This window comes from Marinobacterium sp. LSUCC0821 (assembly GCF_012848475.1).
Taxonomy (GTDB): Bacteria; Pseudomonadota; Gammaproteobacteria; order Pseudomonadales; family Balneatricaceae; genus Marinobacterium_E.
Genome location: NZ_CP051666.1, coordinates 71,318 through 90,450, shown reverse-complemented (window position 1 = coordinate 90,450; position 19,133 = coordinate 71,318). Strand labels below are relative to the sequence as shown.

Sequence of the window (19,133 nt, the reverse complement as noted above, 5' to 3'; positions counted from 1 at the left end):
CAGAAAGCGGAGCTAAACACTCCGCTTTTTTTTGGCCTCATGTCGATCAGCTTTTTAATCAGAGGTAAGCTCAAGACCTCGATATTTAAGTTCGTTTAGAGCTAACTGCAATTTTGCCCACGAAGAATCAGAGACAGTTAAGTTCCGTTCGACAACTTCACTAAATTTCTCATCAACCATTGTGCACTCAAAACCGATCATCAGCTTTTGCATCTCAGTCTCAAGCTCATAGGGGTAACGAAGAGAAAAGAGGTGCTGTTTACTTTTAACAACCAACTCCATCTCATCAAGCGCAGCCGATACTGAAGCGCCATACGCCCTAATAAGCCCACCTGCCCCCAATTTTATGCCACCAAAATAGCGAGTCACAACAACACCAACATCGCCGATAGAGCGCTTCTGAAGGATATTAAGCATCGGTCTGCCAGCAGTGCCACTTGGCTCCCCATCATCACTCGAACCAGCAGCACTAGGCATCTGAGGAGAACCCAGAACATAGGCTAAACAGTGGTGGTTCGCTTTGGGATGGAGAAGACGCAATTGGGCCTGCAACTCATGTAGAGAAGCGACCTGAGAAAGAGGTATGAGCGTCGCGATAAATCGGCTTCGCTTGATCTCAGTTTCGAGCTGAAACTGATTTAGAGGGGCAAAGTAATCTGTCATAAGTGCATGACAGATTACCTACTCAGATATGTAAGTAAAGGTTAGACCTGAATTACTTTTTACCGTCGTCATTCATCAGGTTTTTAACCTTGAAGAACGCCCAAGTCATTACACCTGCCATCGCAGCTACACCTAGTAGACTCGGCCAAACAGTTTCAAATGTGTAAGCATCAATACCAAACATCGTTTTAATCTCCTAGTGGATTACTTTTTCAGAACTTTACCCCGTCGCTTTCAGAAAAGTATTGATACAACTCAAATTTGCACCACTCCATCATTAACTGTCGTTAGCGCATTAAAAAACCTGCCATTTCGAACTATCAAAATCTAATTTCAACGACTCTATATCCCAAATCAACCCATCCCTTTCAAATTAAAAATCGGCCCGACACGTCAATTTTAAACTTTGATTTTTCATCAAAAAGCTATTGATAAAATTTATTTATTTATAATGAATTGTAAAAAACTAATAAAAACATATAGTTATTAAAATATGAATACTCAAAAATAGCTTTAAATAATTCAAAAAATAACTATAATAAGTTGATAGTTAATAACGATATTTCTTAAGTGGATTTCGTATGCAAGAGAAAGAGATTCGACTACTGTTTAACGCAGGCGTTTTTGAGACATGCCAGGCCATCCCAGTATCAATGACACGGGGTTGGGCACTTAAATTTATTACACGGGATACTGAGATCGTGACGCTGAACTTACAGCGTTCGAAAGGCGAACGTGAGTTCAAAAGCCTAGATGGCGCAGCAGCTGTTGCTAAGCGCATTGGCTTTGAATGGTTAAATGTAAAAGTGGGTGATTTAGACTGGCAGGAGCGAGTTGCTTAAGAGTTAAGTACTCTCCTTAAGCAACAGCTCATAAGAGTCGCAGAGCGCGACTCTTGGATTTAAAAAACTATCTTTTAGCTGGCAGCTTAATCAGCCAGACTAATCTCCTCGAGCTCTTCAGCAGTAGCCGCTCGAACATCAATGATCTCAACATCAAAATTAAGATCCTGACCAGCAAACGGATGGTTCAGGTCAACTTTAACCTCACGAATATCAAGATCAACAACCCGACCTAAACGTGGCGTACCCTGCTCATCCTGAAGCTGGACTAGCATGCCTTTATGCAAGCCAGGCATATCTGCAAAGGCTTCGCGCGGTAGCACTTCAAATAACGCTTCATCACGCTCACCGTAGCCAGAGCCCGCCTCAACAAGAACTTGAAACTTGTCACCCGCTTCGCGGCCTAGGAGAGCACTCTCAAGCCCCGGAACAAGCATACCGTGACCATGAATGTAGGTGAGCGGATCATCATCTCGAGACCCATCTTTCACTTCGCTATCATCCATTACAATCGCATAGTGGAAGGTTACAAAAGCATTCTCTTCAATTTTCATACGTAAATCCCTAGGGCTGAAGGCGACTGATCTGCCACTCACCATCTTTAATTTCAAATCGGAAGCGGTCATGTAGACGACTCTCTCTTCCCTGCCAAAATTCGAATCGCGTCGGCACCATCTTGAATCCTCCCCAATTATCGGGACAGGGAATCTGTTGAGATTCAGGTAACGCGGCCAGACGCTCTTCTAAAACTGCTCGCGATTCTACAGGCTGAGTCTGCGAAGAGACAGCTGCACTTTTTTGACTACCTTCAGGGCGGGAGTGAAAGTAGCTCTCACTCTCATCACGTGACACCTTTTCTACCCTGCCCTGAATACGTACCTGTCGCTCTAGAGCCGACCAATAGAAGAGTAACTCTGCATTTGGGTTAGCTTGAAGCTGCTCGCCCTTTTCGCTTCCATAGTTGGTGAACCAGGTAAACCCTTTCTCATCAAACCCTTTGAGCAAAACAATGCGAGCTGATGGGATCCCCTCAGTCGAGGCAGTTGCCAACGTCATGGAGGTCGCATCTTTCGCATCGACAGTTAATGCATCCTCCATCCAAGCCTCGAACTGCTTAAATGGATTATGCAACAGATTCTCTTCATGAAGACCCGCTAGACGGTATTCACGCCTAACATCACTCAACTTTTCCAACGACATTTTAAAATCCTGTTATTCGTCAGGGGGCAATATATACTAGTGCCTATTATTCTTGTTTAGCTCATTGGTTCACAGTGTTTACATCAATAAAACGATTAATTCTTATTGGTTTTGCTATTTCCTTGCTACAAGGCTGTGTACCTATGCAGGGTAAAGAGCTTCGCATTCAGAACCTCGCCAAATCTCAAGTCGATATGATCGTCGATGGGCACATTAAAACGATCAATGAATACTCCCGTGAACTCACCATCAAACTCTATAAGCGCAATCCCCGTGAGTTAGCTAAAGCCGCACCTGGCACTACGATAGAGAAACGCCTCAAGCAACTGCTCGGAGAACCAAGACCCATACAACATAAAGAGCTCAATAACCTATATGGTTTAAAAGCACTCCCTTTAGCTTTCGATGAGAACTATAAAGGTGATCGAGTGTTTGCATTTATGGTTGCTGTTACGGGGATGGTCCACGCGTCGTACAACTATCGAGACGAGTTTTTTATGTTGGATGAGATTGATCAGCAACGCCTCTACAATAGTGCACGCAACCTCGAGAAAATTTCTTGGCAGTTACACAACCTTAAGGACTCAAAAGGCGAGCTGTTTATCTTAAGTGACAGCATGAACGAGGGGATAATCAATCTCAGTTACGAACGACTGTTTGGCAAGATGATTGCTAACCAGGACCATTTAGCTGAAATCATTGCGACATCGACGGACAGAACCATCAATAGGATCGTACAAGGGGTAGCGACAGCGCCTTTCTTGCCTATCTAACTATCCAATCTTAATTGCCAAACTTAGACAACTTTAATGTTTACGCTTTGAAGCGAATCTCGGCGATTTTATGGTTTTCATTTAACTCAAACGTCACATCTGCTCGCTTAGGAAGCGATTCCAGCATCCATCGAGTTAAACGCTCATAGTGGGCAATGAATCGGAATATTTGCGTTTCATCCATGATACGCAGAGGATCACTAGGCGGTCGATCATCATACAGAACAGCAGCTCGCTCTTGTAACTTCTGCTCCTGCGCTGCTCGCCAATCATAGACCGACTGCATAGACGGAACTTTAAGCATCACTAGCAGGTCAAGCTCATCAAACAGGGTTTGATAGTCGCCGGCCAGGCGTTTGTTAACATACTGACGCCAGACACCCTCTTGATCCTCTTCACGCTCAAGTTCATTTACAGGCTCATCAAGCGCCTCAGTAGGTTCAGGTATCGCACCTATACACCAGCCATCGACAAAGATGATATCGGCCCCACCATTCCACTCATGCCACATATCAACGGGGCACCGCTCATCCGTAGATTTATCAAAAATAGGAATACGAATCTGCTCATCTGGCCCTGCATTTCTAAGCTGATTCAGCAGGCGCAACCCAAGATTTACATCATGTGTCCCAGGCACTCCACGCGTTGTTAAAAGTGGATGAACCTCCGCTGCCAATTGCTCGCGCTCAGCTCGAGTTAGATAGAGGTCATCAATCGAGAAACCCACTACTTTTAAGCCAAACCCTTCTGCAAGTATGACTTCCATAATATTAAAAAGCGTTGCCTTTCCGGCGCCTTGGGCACCATTAATACCCACGACCAGTGGCGTCCCTTTTGTGTGACGTTCAACAATCCAACAGGCCAATGGAACGTAGATCTCTTCAAATAGAGCGTCGAGTCCAAGGTCAACCTTAAGGTTTGCAATAGCAGGGGCAAACTCACGCTTAACGGCATCCAAGGCTAACTGGCGCTGTTCAGCATCAAGTGGCATACGGTTCGCTGGCCAGCGTGTTAAAGCCATTTAGACAAACCTCGCTTTTATCCATTCAACGATTGGCAGATATTCAGACTTTTTCATCAATGACGGAGCATGCCCAACACCTTGAATGGTCTGAAGATCAAATTGCACTGAGGATTCTCTCATTTTTTCTAAGATAGGCTGGGTTAGCAGATCAGACTCTAGAGCTTGTACCACCAACACAGGCACAGTGAGCAGATTCCACAAGGGCCAAAGTGATATATCTTCACCACTGGCCGCTTTAGTATTCACAGCAATATTAGGGTCATAGTGAAGAAAAATCTTACCGTCCTCACTGCGACTTCCATACGTCGCAAGACGAGACCACTGCTCAGTTGTTAAACCCTGATAATGTGGATAGGTCTCTTTTAAAAACCCTTCAACTTGCTCCAGTTTTGAAAATTGAGGCGCTGTGATGTAATTGCCAATACGGGTTAGCGCTGCACCTGGAATTTCAGCACCAATATCATTGACGACAAGTGCCGCCAACCTATTTTCGGGCGTCGCTGCATAAGCCATACCCATGATGCCGCCCAGCGAGGTTCCAACCCAAATAATCGGTTTATCAGGAAGTGTGGCGATCAGACTAAGCAGTGCAGGTAAGTAGTTTTCTGGAGTGTAACTAGCAGCTTCCTCGAACCAATCGCTTTGCCCTCGCCCCGGTAAATCGACAGAGACACAAAAAAAATGGTCACTTAACTCAGCTATCAACTCATCAAAATCGCGCGAATGACGCAACAAGCCGTGAACACAGAGAACTATCTCCTGCGCACCCTCTGAACCGTCCATCCAGTAATTTAGACGGTACTCTCTATCACCAAGCGAGTATTGAATTGATCTCTGCTGCATCTGTTTTTCTTGGTATTAATCTGACTGATATGAATTTGCGTTTAAGATTGCAATATATCAAACAGGGGCAATTACCTGTACTGATTGATTGAGTGCATTGATATACAATAAGTCTCTTTTTTCATCTTCAGGAGCATAAGGTCGTGAAACGACTCCTAAAGTTTATTTTGCCAATCGCCATTCTGGCGCTAGCTATCGCTATCTTTTCAATGCTTAAAGCGAGTAAACCGCAGATACCACCTAAGGCTGCGAAAGAGCGCTCTTGGACAGTGAATGCGATCACCGCACAACCAGCTGCTGTTGCCCCACAAATTGAACTCTATGCAGAAGTAGAGACGCCTAAGATGGTTACTTTAAAGTCACCCATCGCAGCGGATGTCGCATCAGTTGTAGCTAAAGAGGGTGCGCGAGTTAAAGCTGGCGAGCTCCTCATTCAATTGGATACGCGAGATTTAGATCTTCAGATAGCTCAACAGCGTGCGCAAATTGCCGCACTAAAAGCGCAGTTATCTGCTGAAAACCTCCGATTTGAAACTGACCAAAAAGCCCTTGAAATCGAGCGTGAGATGGCAAAGATTGCTACCCGTTCGCGTCAACGTCAACTAGACCTTTCAGATCGCAAACTGGCAAGCAAAGAGCAACTTGATAATGCAGAGATGAATGCACAACAGCGCCAGCTCAGCATTGTCGCTCGCGAACAGTCGATTGCAGATCACCCAAATCGTGTTGCACAGCTTAAAGCATCTATTGCGCAGGCTCAGGCAACCCTTGATAAGTCACTACTCGATCGTGACCGCGCTTCTGTCAAAGCTCCTTTCGATGGCCGCATTACCAGCGTCGCGGTAGCAACTGGTGATAGATTGCGCCTAAGCGATGCCCTAGCTCGAATCTACCCATACTCTGATCTAGAGGTACGTGCTCAGCTGCCAGCCAAAACACTTCCGCTGATCAAACGCGATGCCGAGGGTGATTTAGAGTTGGTAGCAACTGCGAAGGTAGACAATCAACTACTTAAACTTGAACTACAACGTTTAGGCGCTGAAGTCACGAAAGGCGCTACAGGCGTGGACGGACTGTTCCACTTCAGTGAATCAAACTACATCCCAGAGCCAGGTAGAACTCTTAGCATTTCGCTTGAGCTACCGGCGATCGATTCAGTGGTTGCCCTGCCGCCTGCTGCACTGTACGGAACGGATCGTATCTACCGCGTCGTAGATTCTCGCCTTGAATCAATCACAGTTGAGCATTTGGGAAACCGTCAAAGTGAGTCAGGTGAGCACTTAGTTCTGGTTCGTAGCGATAAAATTGTGAATAACGATTTGATCATCACTACACAATTACCAAATGCGGTCAGCGGCATGCTTGTTGAGGTGAAACAGTGAGCCAAACTACCAGTGGTTTAAAGGGGTTCGTTAACCTCTTTGCGACCCACAGGGTTGCAGCCAATCTGTTGATGCTATTGATGCTTGCAGCGGGTCTGCTTGGCATCAACCGCCTCAACATTCAGTTTTTTCCAACCTTTACGCTCGATATCATTACGATCTCTGTTCCTTGGAGTGGCGCCAGTGCTGAGGATGTTCAGACCTCGATCATTCTTCCCGTAGAGGAGGAGATTCGTGCTCTAGATGGCGTAAAACGCTCTTTTGCCATTGCACGTGATGGCATGGCCAGCTTCCGTCTAGAGATGGAGGAGAGTGCTGACATCAACTACGCACTCTCGGAAGCGAAACAGAAGATGGACTCTGTAGCACCTTCCCTCCCTTCTGATGCAGAGCAACCGATTGTCCAAATCATCACTCGCTACGACGACATTGCCGATCTAATCGTCACCAGTGATCGCGCCTCACTCGAGGAGCTTCGAACACTGGCACGCAGTTACGAACAACAACTACTCTCTCGCGGCGTTCGAAAAGTTGATTTCCAGGGCATGCCCGAACAGGAGATCGCTATCGAGTTCAACCCAGATAGCTTAAACCAACTGGGCATGAACCTAAGCGACATCTCGAACATCATTCGCCAGCGCTCCGTTGATCTGCCAGCAGGTATGGCAGCACAGGATGACGGCGCTCGCCGTATCCGCAGCCTTGGCCAACAACGTGATGTAGCGGGATTTGAAGAGCTGCCACTGATCACCGCGCAAGAGGGCAAACTGGTTCGCCTAGGTGATATCGCACTGATCGAAAAACGCGATGTAGAGGGACAGGTTCGTCTCTTCTACCAGAACAATCCAGCTATTGTCTTAAATCTAAAACGCACCGAGACTGAGAACAGTCTGACTGCCGCAAAGATCTTTAACGACTGGCTCGAAGAGACTCGCCCAACAACCCCTGAAGGTGTCTCACTGATCGCTTTTGATGAGCAGTGGACCCTGATTCGTGACCGCATCAATCTTCTAATGGAGAACGGTGCGAGCGGCTTGGTATTGGTTGTTTTAATTCTCTATCTATTCCTCAATGGTCGCGTCGCATTTTGGGTGACAGTAGGGATACCAACCTCCTTCCTAGCAACACTCGCAGTGCTCTATTTGATTGGCGGCTCCATCAACATGATTTCGCTTTTCGCACTAATCATGGCGCTGGGTATCATTGTCGATGACGCTATAGTGGTTGGTGAGGATACCCTTGCCCACGCGCAAATGGGTGAGAGTTCAAAACGAGCAGCGGTTGGTGGCGCGCTTCGCATGCTAGCTCCGGTTACAGCATCTTCAATGACGACCATCGCTGCATTCCTACCGCTAATGATGATTGGTGGCATTATCGGCAACATCCTTGTCGACATTCCAATCGTGGTTATCTGTGTCATCATCGCATCACTGATTGAGAGTTTCTTTGTTCTACCAGGTCACCTTCACCATGCTCTGGTGAATGCAGACGCGGTTCACCCTTCAAAAATTCGCGTTAAGCTAGACGCTGGATTCAACAAATTCCGTGACGACATATTCCGTCCGTTTGTTGAGACAGCGATCACTTTCCGCTGGGCCTCTATAGCGACCGCGCTCGGTATCATGATCTTCGCGATTGGTCTGATGGCAGGCGGGCGAATCAAGTTCAACTTCTTCCCGTCCGTTGAGCAGGACACCTTCACAGTGAATGCCCAGTTTGTCTCGGGCACCGACGGCAAGAATGTCGAGCAGTTCCTCAAATATGTCGATTCTAAAATCGTTGAGACTGACCAAGCACTGGGCGGCGACAATCTTAAATTGAGCCTGATCCGCCTAAATACTGTTCAATTCAGCCGAAATGCAGCGCCTTCAGTGGGTGAAACCTATGGTTCGATCGCTGTTGAGCTCTTCCCTGGCGACCATAGGGAGGTAAAGACATCGCAGTTTATAAAAGAGCTCCGTAGCCGAATCATCCAACCCGCAGGGCTTGAAAAGTTCACTATGGATGTAGATCAAGGCGGACCTCCAGGCAAACCAATTGAAGCGCAATTAACAGGCGGTGATATCGATACGCTAAAAGCTGCTTCGCTTGAACTACAAGAGAAGTTAAAAGCCTACTCGGGTTTGAGCAACATCGATGATGACCTTCCCTATGGAACGTCGCAGTTGATCTATAAATTGACCCCTGCAGGCGAAGCTGCTGGCTTACGTCTTGAACAGGTAGGCCGCCAACTTCGTGCCGCGTTTGATGGTATCGAAGTACAGAGCTTCTATCAGGGCCGCGATGAGATCAAAGTAAGGGTAATGATGGGTGACGAGCAGCGAAATCGCCTCAGCTCTCTCAGTCAGCTGCCTATCGTACTTGCCGACGGTAGCGTAACACCGATCTCCAACGTACTTGAATTCAGAGCGCAGCAGGGCTTTGATTCACTACAACGCATTGATGGATTGCTCTCTATTAACGTCTCAGCGGACCTTGATGAGACAGTCGGCAATGCCAATGAGATCATTGCTGATCTGCAAGCAAACGTGATGCCAGCTCTGCTTGGAAAATATGGCATCAACGCAAGCTTTGAAGGCAAGAACCGTGATCAGCGCGAGACGCTTGGCGATATGAAAACGGGTCTCGTGATAGCACTTGTGTTGATCTACGTAATACTCGCTTGGGTATTCGCCTCTTACAGCTGGCCAATCACCATCATGCTGACCATTCCTTTGGGTCTTACTGGGGCACTATTAGGACACTTCCTAATGGGGCTAGATCTTACGATTCTTTCGCTGTTTGGTTTCTTTGGTCTGTCGGGCATCGTCATTAACGATTCGATCGTCCTAGTCACCTTCTATAAGAAACTTAAAGAGCAGGGATATAACACCCATGATGCAGTTGTTGAAGCAGCCTGCCAGCGTTTGCGCGCGGTAATGCTAACTTCACTAACAACGATAGGCGGTCTAACTCCTATCCTGTTTGAAACCTCACTGCAGGCACAATTCTTGATACCAATGGCAGCCTCAATTGTCTTTGGTCTTGGCTACGGCACACTATTGATTCTTGTCGTCGTGCCATCACTATTGACGATTATTGAAGGTGCTCGTGACAAGATGGGGTTCAAACCAATCACTGCTCACGGAGTGGATACTCCCTAGCAACAAACCCTGCTCACCCCTAATAAGGTTAGCAGGGCAATAAATCGCGCTGTCGATTCAGGCTGGCCGATACAGTATACTTTGCGCCTAAATTTTGGTCGTGCTGAGCACAAACAGGACACTCAATGAACACAGATCTATCGCTACTGCAGCCATACCCTTTTGAAAAGCTGGCTGTGCTTCTCGGTAATCTCAATCCGCCAAAAGAGTTAGAACATATCTCACTTGGTATTGGTGAACCAAAACACCCGGCACCGTCACTGGTGACAGATGTGCTTCGCCAATCTGTTGATCTGGTGGCCAACTACCCTACCACCAAGGGTAGCCAGGAGCTGCGAGAAGCGATCGCTGACTGGTGTACTCGTCGTTTTAGACTACAAGCTGCTTCATTGACTGCAGACAACCACGTACTTCCTGTTATGGGGACACGTGAGGCGATCTTTGCTTTTACCCAGTGCGCTGTTGAGCGCAAACCGGGTGCACTGGTATTTTCTCCGGATCCGTTCTACCAAATCTATGAAGGTGCTGCCTACCTAGCAGGTGCGGAGCCTTACTTCATGCCAACACTTGAAGAGAACGGTTTCATTCCAGACTACGATGCAATTCCTGAAGCTATTTGGCAGCGTTGTGAGCTTCTATTTGTCTGCTCACCAAACAACCCAAGTGGCGCGGTGCATTCACGTGAGCAGTTGATAAAACTGATAGAACTTGCAGATAAGTACGACTTCATTTTGGCCTCTGATGAGTGCTACTCAGAGATCTACTTTGATGAAGCTAATCCACCGGTAGGACTGCTTGAAGTGTGCCAACAAATTGGCCGTCACGACTATAAAAACTGTGTGGTTTTCCACAGCCTGTCAAAACGTTCAAACCTTCCTGGTTTAAGATCTGGTTTTATTGCAGGCGATGCAGCTTTGATGAAACCTTTCTTGCTATACCGTACATACCACGGTTGTGCGATGCCAATTCAGGTTCAAAAAGGGTCAGTTGCAGCGTGGAATGACGAGGCACACGTTCAACAGAACCGTGAACAGTACCGTCTTAAATTTGCTGCGGTACTTGAGATACTAGCACCCGTCATGGATGTAAAAATGCCTGATGCAAGCTTCTATTTGTGGGCCAAAACACCAATTGATGATGATAAGTTCACTGCTGGTCTTTTTGAACAACAGCATCTCACCGTTCTTCCAGGTCGCTACCTATCACGCGAAACCACTGACGGACTTTACCCTGGATCGGGATATGTTCGTATGGCGTTGGTTGCAACCGTTGAAGAGTGTGTTGAAGCCGCGTGGCGCATCCGTCGCTACATCGAGTCACTATAAGGTTTTTCATGAAGGTTTACGGAATACCCAATTGCGACACGGTTAAAAAAGCGCGTACCTGGATGACCAGCGAAGGCTTTGCATTCGACTTTGTCGATTTTAAAAAGGTCCCGCCTACCCCATCTTTGATCAAAACCTGGGTAGATGCAGCCGGCATAGACAAAGTGCTCAACAAGCGCGGTACGACCTGGCGCAAGCTAGATGATGCCACTAAAGCGATCACCGATGAGACACAGCTAATTCAGTTAATGAGCGAGCAACCATCGCTTATCAAACGCCCAATTATTGAAGATTCAGACCGTATTGAAGTTGGTTTTACTGCTGACGTACAAGCGGCACTTAAAAGTTAATACGAGGAAATATAATGACTAATTTTGCGTTCGGCCTGGGTGTCGGTACTAAATCAGCGAAAGGCGAATGGCTAGAAGTTTACTACAACCAGCCGATTCTTAATGCCGATGCGACGATGATCGAAGCTGTTGCAAAAGCAGTTGGTTACACTGGCGGAAACCAAGCTATTGAGATTGAAGCGGCTCAGCTTAAATCACTAGAAGCTGCGTTTCTGAGCGTTGATGCTGAAGATCAAGCGCAGATCGTTGAGGTTCTTGAGGGAACATCTCAGCCACTTGTTGTCTGTATTCTTGCAAGCGATGAAGCACCAACGACAACTGCGGAAGCTTACCTGAAGCTATCGCTAGTTTCGCACCGCCTTGTTAAACCTCACGGTCAGAATCTAAGCGGTATTTTTGGTCTACTGCCAAACGTTGCTTGGACCAGCGAAGGCGCTATCGCGCTTGATGAGCTATCTCAGCGCCAGCTTGCTGCACGCGCTCAAGGTCGTGTCATCCACGTTAACTCTGTTGATAAATTCCCACAGATGGCGAACTACGTCGTCCCAACCGGTGTTCGTGTAGCGGCTGCTTCACGCGTTCGTCTAGGCGCACACGTTGGCGAAGGCACGACAGTCATGCATGAAGGCTTCATCAACTTCAACGCAGGTACTATGGGCGTGAGCATGGTTGAAGGTCGCATCTCTGCAGGTGTTGTTGTAGGCAATGGCTCAGACCTAGGTGGCGGCTGTTCAACAATGGGAACTCTCTCTGGCGGTAACAGCGTTGTTATCTCTGTAGGTGAAAACGCGCTACTCGGTGCTAATGCCGGCCTAGGCATTCCTCTAGGTGATCGCTGTACGCTTGAAGCGGGTCTATACATTACTGGTGGCTCTAAAGTGACCATCCTTGATGATCAGAACAGTGAAGTTGCGACTGTTAAAGCTTCGGAACTTGCAGGTAAATCTGACCTGCTATTCCGTCGCAACTCGCAGACTGGCCGCATTGAAGTTAAGACAAACAAATCTGCGATTGAACTCAACGCAGAACTTCACGCGCACAACTAAGTTCAAGATAAAAAGTAGATAGAAGATGACCCAGCTTTCAGACACCTTACAACTCGCTTGCGAACTTATTAGCCGCCGTTCAGTTACCCCTGAGGATGCTGGATGTCAGGCGCTAATGGGTGAACGTCTGAAAGCTCTTGGGTTTGATCTTCAAACCATGCAGTTTGAAGAGGTGACCAACCTCTGGGCTCGTCGTAACTCAGATGGTCCTTTGCTCTGCTTTGCTGGACACACCGATGTTGTGCCAACCGGCCCTGTCGATAAGTGGCAAACACCTCCGTTTGAACCAACCATCAAAGATGGTCTTCTATATGGTCGTGGTGCTGCAGATATGAAAGGTAGCATCGCTGCTTTTTTGACAGCACTGGAACGATTCGTTACCAAACACCCAAACCACAAAGGATCTATCGCACTGCTTATCACGAGTGATGAAGAGGGGCCTTATGTTAACGGTACAACTCGGGTTATCGATACTCTTGAGGCGCGCAACGAGAAGATCACTTGGGCGATTGTAGGTGAGCCATCAAGTACCACGTTGGTAGGTGATGTGATCAAAAACGGTCGCCGCGGCTCTTTAGGCGCAACTCTCAAGGTGAAAGGTATACAAGGGCATGTTGCCTACCCTCACCTAGTTCGAAACCCAATTCATGAGTTTGCCCCAGCCCTTGCTGAGCTATCACAAACCGAATGGGATCAGGGAAATGACTTCTTCCCACCTACCAGCGTCCAGGTCTCAAACATCAACTCAGGCACCGGTGCTACCAATGTTGTACCAGGCGAAGTGGATGTTAAGTTTAACTTCCGTTTTTCAACCGAAGTGACCGACACTGAACTTCGCAATCGAGTTGAAGCTATTTTAGATAAGCATCAGGTTGAATATGAGATTGAGTGGAGTCTATCAGGCCAGCCGTTCTTAACTGCTGCTGGTGATCTTGTTGATGCAGCACGCAATGCTATTCGCTCAGTAACAGGCCGAGAAACCGAACTCTCTACCAGTGGTGGCACTTCAGATGGTCGCTTTATCGCGCCAACAGGTGCTCAAGTTGTTGAGCTAGGTCCTGTTAACGCAACCATTCACAAGATCGATGAAAATGTCTCAGTCGCTGATCTAGATACACTTTCAGATATCTACGAGCAGATACTGATCAACCTTCTAGCTGACGCTTAAGATGCAACTGATCTGCCCAGTCTGTAGCGCGCAACTAACCCCTACTGATGATGGGCGTAGCCTAGCTTGCGAAAACAGACACAGCTTTGATAGAGCTAAGCAGGGTTACTGGAACCTACTGCTGGTTCAAAACAAACGTAGTAAAGATCCTGGCGATAACCCTGAGATGATCTTGGCACGTCAGCAGTTTCTTAGTGCCGGCCACTATCAACCTGTATCGGACACTCTCTCCTCACTGGCAGACAAATATACAGAAGAGCATCCAAAGATTGTCGACCTTGGCTGTGGCGAAGGTTACTACACAGAACGTTTTGCAAACGCTCTAAAAGCTAAGAGTCCAGATATTTTAGGTCTGGATATCTCAAAGCATGCGATCAAAAGTGCCTGCAAGCGAGGCACAGATATTACTTGGACTGTCGCCTCTTCTGCGCAGATACCAGTGCCGGAAAAGTCGATCGACCTCGCCGTTATTGTATTTAGCCGCGTGCTTGGCGAACCGATGGCTAAGATTCTTAAAGATACTGGCGTAGTCATCATCGCTTACCCTGGCGTTAAACACCTCTACTCACTGCGCGAAGCGATCTATGAAACCGTTAGAGAGAAAATCTCTGACCCTGGCAAAGAGCTGGGTGAAGGTTATGAGCTTATTGAAGATGTGAGAGTTAACTTCCCCCTCACCCTGCCATCGGGCGATGCACTGAACAACTTGCTAATGATGACACCCCATGGGCAACGCGCCGCTCTTAAATTGGGTGAAATCAAGCAATTCACCACTGAAGTCGATATTCATCTCGCAGTTTTCAAGCAAAAAGCCTAAATTACCTCTATAGAGCTACCGAATATAAGGAGCAGTGATGAGCGAAACACGCCATCCCGACATAGAGGTGTATGTAAAAGAGTGCAACGGCAAGCAACTTACCGAGTGGCTAGCATCCATTGCCGAGAACCTCAGCACACCCAAAATCAGTAAAGATACCACTCAGTTAACCGCAACCCTACATGGGGTTGAGATTGATGTATTGATTCAAGAGCGCGTTGTCGGGAAAGCATGGACAAGCATCTGGTTTGACTCAGCAGAAACACCTTGGCTTCAAGATCTAGACTGCGCAAAACAGATTGCAGCGGATCTAGATACTCAAACCCGCTGTATTGTGGGTGGCTGGGAAGAGGGAGATGACCCTGATGAGTGGTGGAAGGTTCACAATGGCAATGAGGAGAAGATCGTATGGGCTACGAACTAACCTCAGATGCTCTTCTACACGCACTCCTTCTTGATGGTAAAGGCGGGGCTAGAGACCTTACGCTCGAACAGCTGTCAAACTGGCAATATAGCGATGGTGAACTCTGGGTGCATCTCGATTACACGCAACCAGGTGTAGAGGAGTGGCTTGAGTCTCAAGCGTCTATTCCAAGTGTTGGTGTTGGGGTGCTTGTTGCAGAGAAGACTCGCCCTCGTGTTATTAAAACCTCGGATGAGTCACTCATGATTGTTCTGAGAGGCGTCAACCTCAACCAGAATGCCGATCCAGAGGATATGGTTTCGGTTCGCCTGTTTATCGAACCAGGACGGATCATCTCCTCCCGCCAACGCCGTTTGCAATCAGTCATCCGCATGATTGAATCCCTTCGCCAAGGTGAAGGCCCAAATACCCTTGCTGAGCTTCTAATAGAGCTCTCTAGCGGCCTTACCGATCGAATTGGCAACCTAGTCGAAGAGATGGATATCGACCTAGAGTCCCTCGAAGAGGAGCTAGAGCGTGATGAGTCCAAAACGCTTCGTGAGCAGCTCGCGAATACTCGTGCTACCAATGCGCGTTTAAAAAGATACCTAGGCCCACAGCGTGATGCTCTATCCCAACTAGGCGTGATTGAATCAAAGATTTTGAGCAACCATCAACGTGTCGAGTTTTTTGAGATCAACGAACGTTTAACACGCCACATAGAAGATCTAGATATGCTTCGTGAACGTGCCGTTGCAGCACAAGACAGCATCATGACTAAGCTCTCGGAGCAGCTCAATGAGCGCCTCTACCTTCTAGCTATCATCTCCGGTCTATTTCTACCATTGGGGTTCTTAACAGGCCTGCTTGGCGTCAATCTTGGTGGCATACCTGGGGCAGAGAGCGATACTGCCTTTGCTCTTTTTCTTGGCGGACTTTCGGTAGTGACAGCTGGTCTAGTCTATCTGCTTAAACGCAAAGGCTGGCTCTAAACCATGGGACGTTGGCGCCCGCCTGCCGAAAAGAGCTCTCCCTACATCACTAAGGAGGGCTTTGACCGCCTTAACGCTGAACTGAAGCATCTTTGGAAAGTGCGTCGCCCAGAGGTCACCCAAGCCCTCAAAGAGGCTGCTGCTGAAGGGGATCGATCTGAAAACGCAGAATATATCTACCGCAAAAAAGAGTTAAGAGAGATAGACCGTCGCGTTCGTTACTTAGCAAAGCGAATGGATCAATTTAAAGTCGTTGAGCATCTACCTGAGAATCGCGACACCGTCTTTTTTGGCGCATGGGTCACGCTACTCGACGAAGATGAGAAAGAGATCACCTACCGTATTGTCGGAGCCGATGAGATAGATCCCAAACAGGGTTACATCAGTGTCGACTCTCCTATGGCTAAACGACTGCTGAAAAGAGAGTTAGGTGACGAGATAGAGTTTACAAAACCGAACGGTGAAGAAGTTTGGTTTGAGATCTTAGCGATTCGTTACGTGTAAAGGGAAAATGGTGGGTCGTATAGGATTCGAACCTATGACCAATTGATTAAAAGTCAACTGCTCTACCAACTGAGCTAACGACCCTGAATAGGTAATGTGAGTAAGGTGAGAATGGTGGGTCGTATAGGATTCGAACCTATGACCAATTGATTAAAAGTCAACTGCTCTACCAACTGAGCTAACGACCCACACCGAACTCTGGTTTGGCTCCTCGAGCTGGACTCGAACCAGCGACCAATAGATTAACAGTCTACTGCTCTACCAACTGAGCTATCGAGGAATAAACCTGGTGTATCCTAATGGCGGAGGGACAGGGATTCGAACCCTGGGAGCCTCTCGACTCGTCGGTTTTCAAGACCGGTGCTTTCGACCACTCAGCCATCCCTCCGTTAGGATGGGCGCAGATGTTACCTTGCTCAGTTTTTCTGTCAACTATTAAGGACTCTTTTTTAACAAAAAAGTAAGAAAAATGGTCCAGTTGATCAGTTTTCAACCAACTCAAGATCAAATCGGTTGTTATTCGATCAATGTTAACTTCAGTAGATCAATTAAATGCAGATGACCAATCGTTGAAGATCTAAGCTAAGCAGGCAGGAGAATACGGATTCATGATTATTGTCAGTGCCTGAGATGAAATCTCTGTGATAGGATTTGATCTTCGAAAAACACTATTTGAGTGACTCTATGTACAACATTCCGCAAGTGAATCTGCGCGGCAAAGTCTCTGATATTGAGTGGCAAACACGCATCTCTCTAGCTGCTGCATACCGACTGGTTGTTCTGCACGGCTGGGATGATCTTATCTATACCCATATTTCAGCCCGCATCCCCGGCACTGAAGAGCTTTTAATCAACCCATTTGGGCTGCGATTCGATGAGGTAACTGCATCCAATCTGGTCAAAATTGATATTGAAGGCAACAAGATCGATCCCGACTTTCCGTACGACATTAACCCGGCGGGATTTACGATTCACAGTGCAGTTCACCTAGCACGTCACGAAGATCAGTGCGCCTTCCATCTTCACCACCCCGATCTTATTGCAGTCGCTACCCGCAAAGAGGGACTTCTGCCTTTAAGCCAGTACTCCGCGTTCGCCCTCGCAAGTATCGCTTACCATGAGTACGAGGGGTTGGCTGTTAATCCTGAAGAGATAAAACGCCTGCAGGATGATCTAGGCACTGCAAACTTCTTTATGCTGCGCAACCACGGCGCGTTGACGATGGGCAAAACTATCGGCGACGCCTTCATGCACATGTATGACCTGATCATGGCGTGCGAAGTCCAAGTTAAGATGCAACACAACTCGGATGGCATTATCCCCGTTCCGCAAAGTGTGATTGATGGCATCAAAGCGCAAGCGAATGTCGTACACACAGGTACAACCGGCGGCCAAAAAGCTTGGCCAGCGATGCTTCGCAAAGTAAAACAAGCCTACCCAGAATTTGATCAATAATTATTAGAGTTTTAAGCAATGAAAATCACCGAAGTAGAGATTTTTGATATCCACTGCCCAGAGCGTCCACCTTGGAATCCGGTCTTTGTGCGCATTCACACCGACGAGGGCATCCACGGTCTTGGCGAAGCGGGCCTTGCTTATGACTGGGGACACAGCGCTGCGGCGGCGATGATCAAAGAGATTGCCGAAGCGGTTCTAATCGGATTTGATCCATTCAAAACCGAACTACTCTGGTCACGTATGCTACGTGAAAGCTTCTGGGGACTCGGTGGCGGTCCTGTTCTATATGCAGCTATGAGCGCTATTGATACGGCACTATGGGATATCAAAGGTAAAGCACTTGGCCTACCTGTTTACCAGCTACTCGGCGGTAAGACCAATGACAACCTGCGTACCTACGCAAGTCAGCTTCAGTTCGACTGGGACAAAGATTGCACCAAGATGCTAACCCCAGACGATTATGCTCGTGCTGCTGCCAAAGCGATGGCTGAAGGGTATGACGCCGTGAAGGTTGACCCAATCGTCTATGACGCAAACGGTGACTCTAGCTTTGACCGCACAAAGCTATTTACTCCTACTCAAATGAAACTATTTGGTGATCGACTTCGCGCTATCCGCAAAGAGGTGGGTGACTATGTCGATATCATCTTTGAATCCCACTCCCTTATGGGTGCTGCTTCGGCAATTCAGATGGGCAAGGTAATCGAAGAGGTCGGCTGTATGATGTATGAAGAGCCGGTTAACTACCTCAACTCTAAAGTGCACAAAAAAGTAGCCGAAGGCGTTAACGTACCAATCGCGGGTGGCGAGCGCCTCTACCATCGCTGGGATGTTCGCCAGTACTTTGAAGATCAATCAATTGATGTGCTTCAACCAGATGTTGGTCTCTGTGGAGGCTTCACTGAAGCTAAGAAAGTGTGTGACTATGCAGATGTCTACGACATTCGAATTCAGGCACACGTCTGTGGTGGACCGGTCGCAACAGCAGCTTCACTGCAACTCGAAGCGGCCATTCCTAACTTCCTAATACACGAGCACCACACCTATGCCATCAAGTCATGGAACCGTGAGCTCTGTATTCAGGATTATCAGCCAGTAAACGGTAAGTTCAGTGTTCCAGACCTTCCTGGTATCGGCATTGAACTAAACGATGAGATTGTCTACCGCTCACCGAATGTGAAGGTTAAGTAATCGAATAGC

General features: G+C 47.5%; 20 protein-coding genes and 4 tRNA genes. 14 read left to right on the top strand and 10 right to left on the bottom strand.

The window, feature by feature from the left end; translation table 11 throughout:
* Positions 1–54: 54 nt before the first annotated feature.
* Complete coding sequence (locus tag HH196_RS00480) at positions 55–663, bottom strand: YigZ family protein (protein ID WP_169450152.1); 609 nt, start codon at positions 661–663, stop codon at positions 55–57.
* Between the two features lie 52 nt (positions 664–715).
* The gene (locus HH196_RS11590) at positions 716–847 is read right to left on the bottom strand and encodes a hypothetical protein (RefSeq protein ID WP_256366877.1); all 132 of its coding nucleotides are present in this window, start codon (positions 845–847) and stop codon (positions 716–718) included.
* A 397-nt stretch (positions 848–1,244) separates the two neighbouring features.
* On the opposite strand from HH196_RS11590, the gene HH196_RS00475 reads away from it, so the two are divergent.
* Complete coding sequence (locus HH196_RS00475) at positions 1,245–1,505, top strand: hypothetical protein (RefSeq protein WP_169450151.1); 261 nt, start codon at positions 1,245–1,247, stop codon at positions 1,503–1,505.
* An 86-nt stretch (positions 1,506–1,591) separates the two neighbouring features.
* On the opposite strand, the gene HH196_RS00470 is transcribed toward HH196_RS00475, so the two are convergent.
* Both HH196_RS00470 and pdxH read right to left on the bottom strand, forming a co-directional pair.
* Positions 1,592–2,059, bottom strand: a complete 468-nt coding sequence (locus HH196_RS00470; protein ID WP_169450150.1) for a peptidylprolyl isomerase — start codon at positions 2,057–2,059, stop codon at positions 1,592–1,594.
* A 10-nt stretch (positions 2,060–2,069) separates the two neighbouring features.
* On the bottom strand, positions 2,070–2,705 hold the full coding sequence (gene pdxH, locus HH196_RS00465; RefSeq protein WP_211160796.1) for a pyridoxamine 5'-phosphate oxidase: 636 nt from the start codon (positions 2,703–2,705) through the stop codon (positions 2,070–2,072).
* A 74-nt stretch (positions 2,706–2,779) separates the two neighbouring features.
* Here pdxH and HH196_RS00460 point away from each other — a divergent pair, with 74 nt between their 5' ends.
* A complete protein-coding gene (locus tag HH196_RS00460; protein ID WP_248276863.1) occupies positions 2,780–3,478 on the top strand; it encodes a hypothetical protein in 699 nt (232 codons plus the stop codon).
* A 40-nt stretch (positions 3,479–3,518) separates the two neighbouring features.
* Here the strand turns inward: HH196_RS00460 and HH196_RS00455 are convergent, their stop codons facing one another.
* Positions 3,519–4,499: a hypothetical protein gene (locus tag HH196_RS00455; RefSeq protein ID WP_169450149.1), complete on the bottom strand. Its 981-nt coding sequence runs from the start codon at positions 4,497–4,499 to the stop codon at positions 3,519–3,521.
* On the bottom strand, positions 4,500–5,345 hold the full coding sequence (locus tag HH196_RS00450) for an alpha/beta fold hydrolase (protein ID WP_169450148.1): 846 nt from the start codon (positions 5,343–5,345) through the stop codon (positions 4,500–4,502).
* A gap of 143 nt (positions 5,346–5,488) precedes the next feature.
* Between HH196_RS00450 and HH196_RS00445 the strand changes: the two genes are divergently transcribed.
* From HH196_RS00445 to greB, 10 genes are all read left to right on the top strand, one after another.
* Entirely contained in the window at positions 5,489–6,727 is a 1,239-nt protein-coding gene (locus tag HH196_RS00445) for an efflux RND transporter periplasmic adaptor subunit (RefSeq protein ID WP_169450147.1), read from the top strand.
* Positions 6,724–9,870: an efflux RND transporter permease subunit gene (locus tag HH196_RS00440; protein WP_248276862.1), complete on the top strand. Its 3,147-nt coding sequence runs from the start codon at positions 6,724–6,726 to the stop codon at positions 9,868–9,870. The genes HH196_RS00445 and HH196_RS00440 overlap by 4 nt, the downstream gene beginning before the upstream one ends.
* A gap of 125 nt (positions 9,871–9,995) precedes the next feature.
* Positions 9,996–11,195: a succinyldiaminopimelate transaminase gene (gene dapC / locus HH196_RS00435; protein WP_169450146.1), complete on the top strand. Its 1,200-nt coding sequence runs from the start codon at positions 9,996–9,998 to the stop codon at positions 11,193–11,195.
* Positions 11,196–11,203: 8 nt separating this feature from the next.
* Positions 11,204–11,545 (top strand): arsenate reductase, encoded by a 342-nt coding sequence (locus HH196_RS00430; RefSeq protein WP_169450145.1) that lies wholly within the window; start codon positions 11,204–11,206, stop codon positions 11,543–11,545.
* 14 nt (positions 11,546–11,559) lie between these two features.
* On the top strand, positions 11,560–12,591 hold the full coding sequence (gene dapD, locus HH196_RS00425) for a 2,3,4,5-tetrahydropyridine-2,6-dicarboxylate N-succinyltransferase (protein WP_169450144.1): 1,032 nt from the start codon (positions 11,560–11,562) through the stop codon (positions 12,589–12,591).
* Between the two features lie 25 nt (positions 12,592–12,616).
* Entirely contained in the window at positions 12,617–13,759 is a 1,143-nt protein-coding gene (dapE, locus tag HH196_RS00420; protein WP_169450143.1) for a succinyl-diaminopimelate desuccinylase, read from the top strand.
* A 1-nt stretch (position 13,760) separates the two neighbouring features.
* On the top strand, positions 13,761–14,576 hold the full coding sequence (locus HH196_RS00415; protein WP_169450142.1) for a putative RNA methyltransferase: 816 nt from the start codon (positions 13,761–13,763) through the stop codon (positions 14,574–14,576).
* Positions 14,577–14,613: 37 nt separating this feature from the next.
* Entirely contained in the window at positions 14,614–15,000 is a 387-nt protein-coding gene (locus tag HH196_RS00410) for a hypothetical protein (RefSeq protein ID WP_169450141.1), read from the top strand.
* Complete coding sequence (locus tag HH196_RS00405; RefSeq protein ID WP_169450140.1) at positions 14,985–15,971, top strand: zinc transporter ZntB; 987 nt, start codon at positions 14,985–14,987, stop codon at positions 15,969–15,971. Before HH196_RS00410 ends, HH196_RS00405 begins: the two co-directional genes overlap by 16 nt.
* 3 nt (positions 15,972–15,974) lie before the next feature.
* Complete coding sequence (gene greB, locus HH196_RS00400; RefSeq protein ID WP_169450139.1) at positions 15,975–16,475, top strand: transcription elongation factor GreB; 501 nt, start codon at positions 15,975–15,977, stop codon at positions 16,473–16,475.
* An 8-nt stretch (positions 16,476–16,483) separates the two neighbouring features.
* On the opposite strand, the gene HH196_RS00395 is transcribed toward greB, so the two are convergent.
* The 4 genes from HH196_RS00395 to HH196_RS00380 all read right to left on the bottom strand — a co-directional run bounded on the left by HH196_RS00395 (position 16,484) and on the right by HH196_RS00380 (position 16,863).
* Positions 16,484–16,559, bottom strand: a tRNA-Lys gene (locus HH196_RS00395).
* A gap of 28 nt (positions 16,560–16,587) precedes the next feature.
* Positions 16,588–16,663: transfer RNA gene (locus HH196_RS00390), tRNA-Lys, on the bottom strand.
* A gap of 16 nt (positions 16,664–16,679) precedes the next feature.
* Positions 16,680–16,755: transfer RNA gene (locus HH196_RS00385), tRNA-Asn, on the bottom strand.
* 20 nt (positions 16,756–16,775) lie between these two features.
* Positions 16,776–16,863: transfer RNA gene (locus HH196_RS00380), tRNA-Ser, on the bottom strand.
* A gap of 263 nt (positions 16,864–17,126) precedes the next feature.
* On the opposite strand from HH196_RS00380, the gene HH196_RS00375 reads away from it, so the two are divergent.
* Together HH196_RS00375 and HH196_RS00370 are read left to right on the top strand one after the other, a co-directional pair.
* Positions 17,127–17,930 carry a class II aldolase/adducin family protein gene (locus HH196_RS00375; RefSeq protein WP_371807842.1) on the top strand — a complete coding sequence of 268 codons (804 nt, stop codon included), beginning with the start codon at positions 17,127–17,129 and terminating at the stop codon, positions 17,928–17,930.
* A gap of 18 nt (positions 17,931–17,948) precedes the next feature.
* Positions 17,949–19,124, top strand: a complete 1,176-nt coding sequence (locus HH196_RS00370; protein ID WP_169450138.1) for a mandelate racemase/muconate lactonizing enzyme family protein — start codon at positions 17,949–17,951, stop codon at positions 19,122–19,124.
* The last annotated feature ends 9 nt before the right edge of the window (positions 19,125–19,133 follow it).

Excerpts from the sequence above, each read along its gene's own strand:
- HH196_RS00415 (WP_169450142.1), top strand. The coding sequence starts at position 13,761 with ATGCAACTGATCTGCCCAGTCTGTAGCGCGCAACTAACCCCTACTGAT.
- HH196_RS00405 (WP_169450140.1), top strand. The coding sequence starts at position 14,985 with ATGGGCTACGAACTAACCTCAGATGCTCTTCTACACGCACTCCTTCTT.
- HH196_RS00480 (WP_169450152.1), bottom strand. The coding sequence starts at position 663 with ATGACAGATTACTTTGCCCCTCTAAATCAGTTTCAGCTCGAAACTGAG.
- HH196_RS00455 (WP_169450149.1), bottom strand. The coding sequence starts at position 4,499 with ATGGCTTTAACACGCTGGCCAGCGAACCGTATGCCACTTGATGCTGAA.
- HH196_RS11590 (WP_256366877.1), bottom strand. The coding sequence starts at position 847 with ATGTTTGGTATTGATGCTTACACATTTGAAACTGTTTGGCCGAGTCTA.
- pdxH (WP_211160796.1), bottom strand. The coding sequence starts at position 2,705 with ATGTCGTTGGAAAAGTTGAGTGATGTTAGGCGTGAATACCGTCTAGCG.
- dapD (WP_169450144.1), top strand. The coding sequence starts at position 11,560 with ATGACTAATTTTGCGTTCGGCCTGGGTGTCGGTACTAAATCAGCGAAA.
- HH196_RS00475 (WP_169450151.1), top strand. The coding sequence starts at position 1,245 with ATGCAAGAGAAAGAGATTCGACTACTGTTTAACGCAGGCGTTTTTGAG.
- HH196_RS00470 (WP_169450150.1), bottom strand. The coding sequence starts at position 2,059 with ATGAAAATTGAAGAGAATGCTTTTGTAACCTTCCACTATGCGATTGTA.
- HH196_RS00430 (WP_169450145.1), top strand. The coding sequence starts at position 11,204 with ATGAAGGTTTACGGAATACCCAATTGCGACACGGTTAAAAAAGCGCGT.
- HH196_RS00450 (WP_169450148.1), bottom strand. The coding sequence starts at position 5,345 with ATGCAGCAGAGATCAATTCAATACTCGCTTGGTGATAGAGAGTACCGT.
- HH196_RS00370 (WP_169450138.1), top strand. The coding sequence starts at position 17,949 with ATGAAAATCACCGAAGTAGAGATTTTTGATATCCACTGCCCAGAGCGT.
- HH196_RS00410 (WP_169450141.1), top strand. The coding sequence starts at position 14,614 with ATGAGCGAAACACGCCATCCCGACATAGAGGTGTATGTAAAAGAGTGC.
- dapE (WP_169450143.1), top strand. The coding sequence starts at position 12,617 with ATGACCCAGCTTTCAGACACCTTACAACTCGCTTGCGAACTTATTAGC.
- greB (WP_169450139.1), top strand. The coding sequence starts at position 15,975 with ATGGGACGTTGGCGCCCGCCTGCCGAAAAGAGCTCTCCCTACATCACT.
- dapC (WP_169450146.1), top strand. The coding sequence starts at position 9,996 with ATGAACACAGATCTATCGCTACTGCAGCCATACCCTTTTGAAAAGCTG.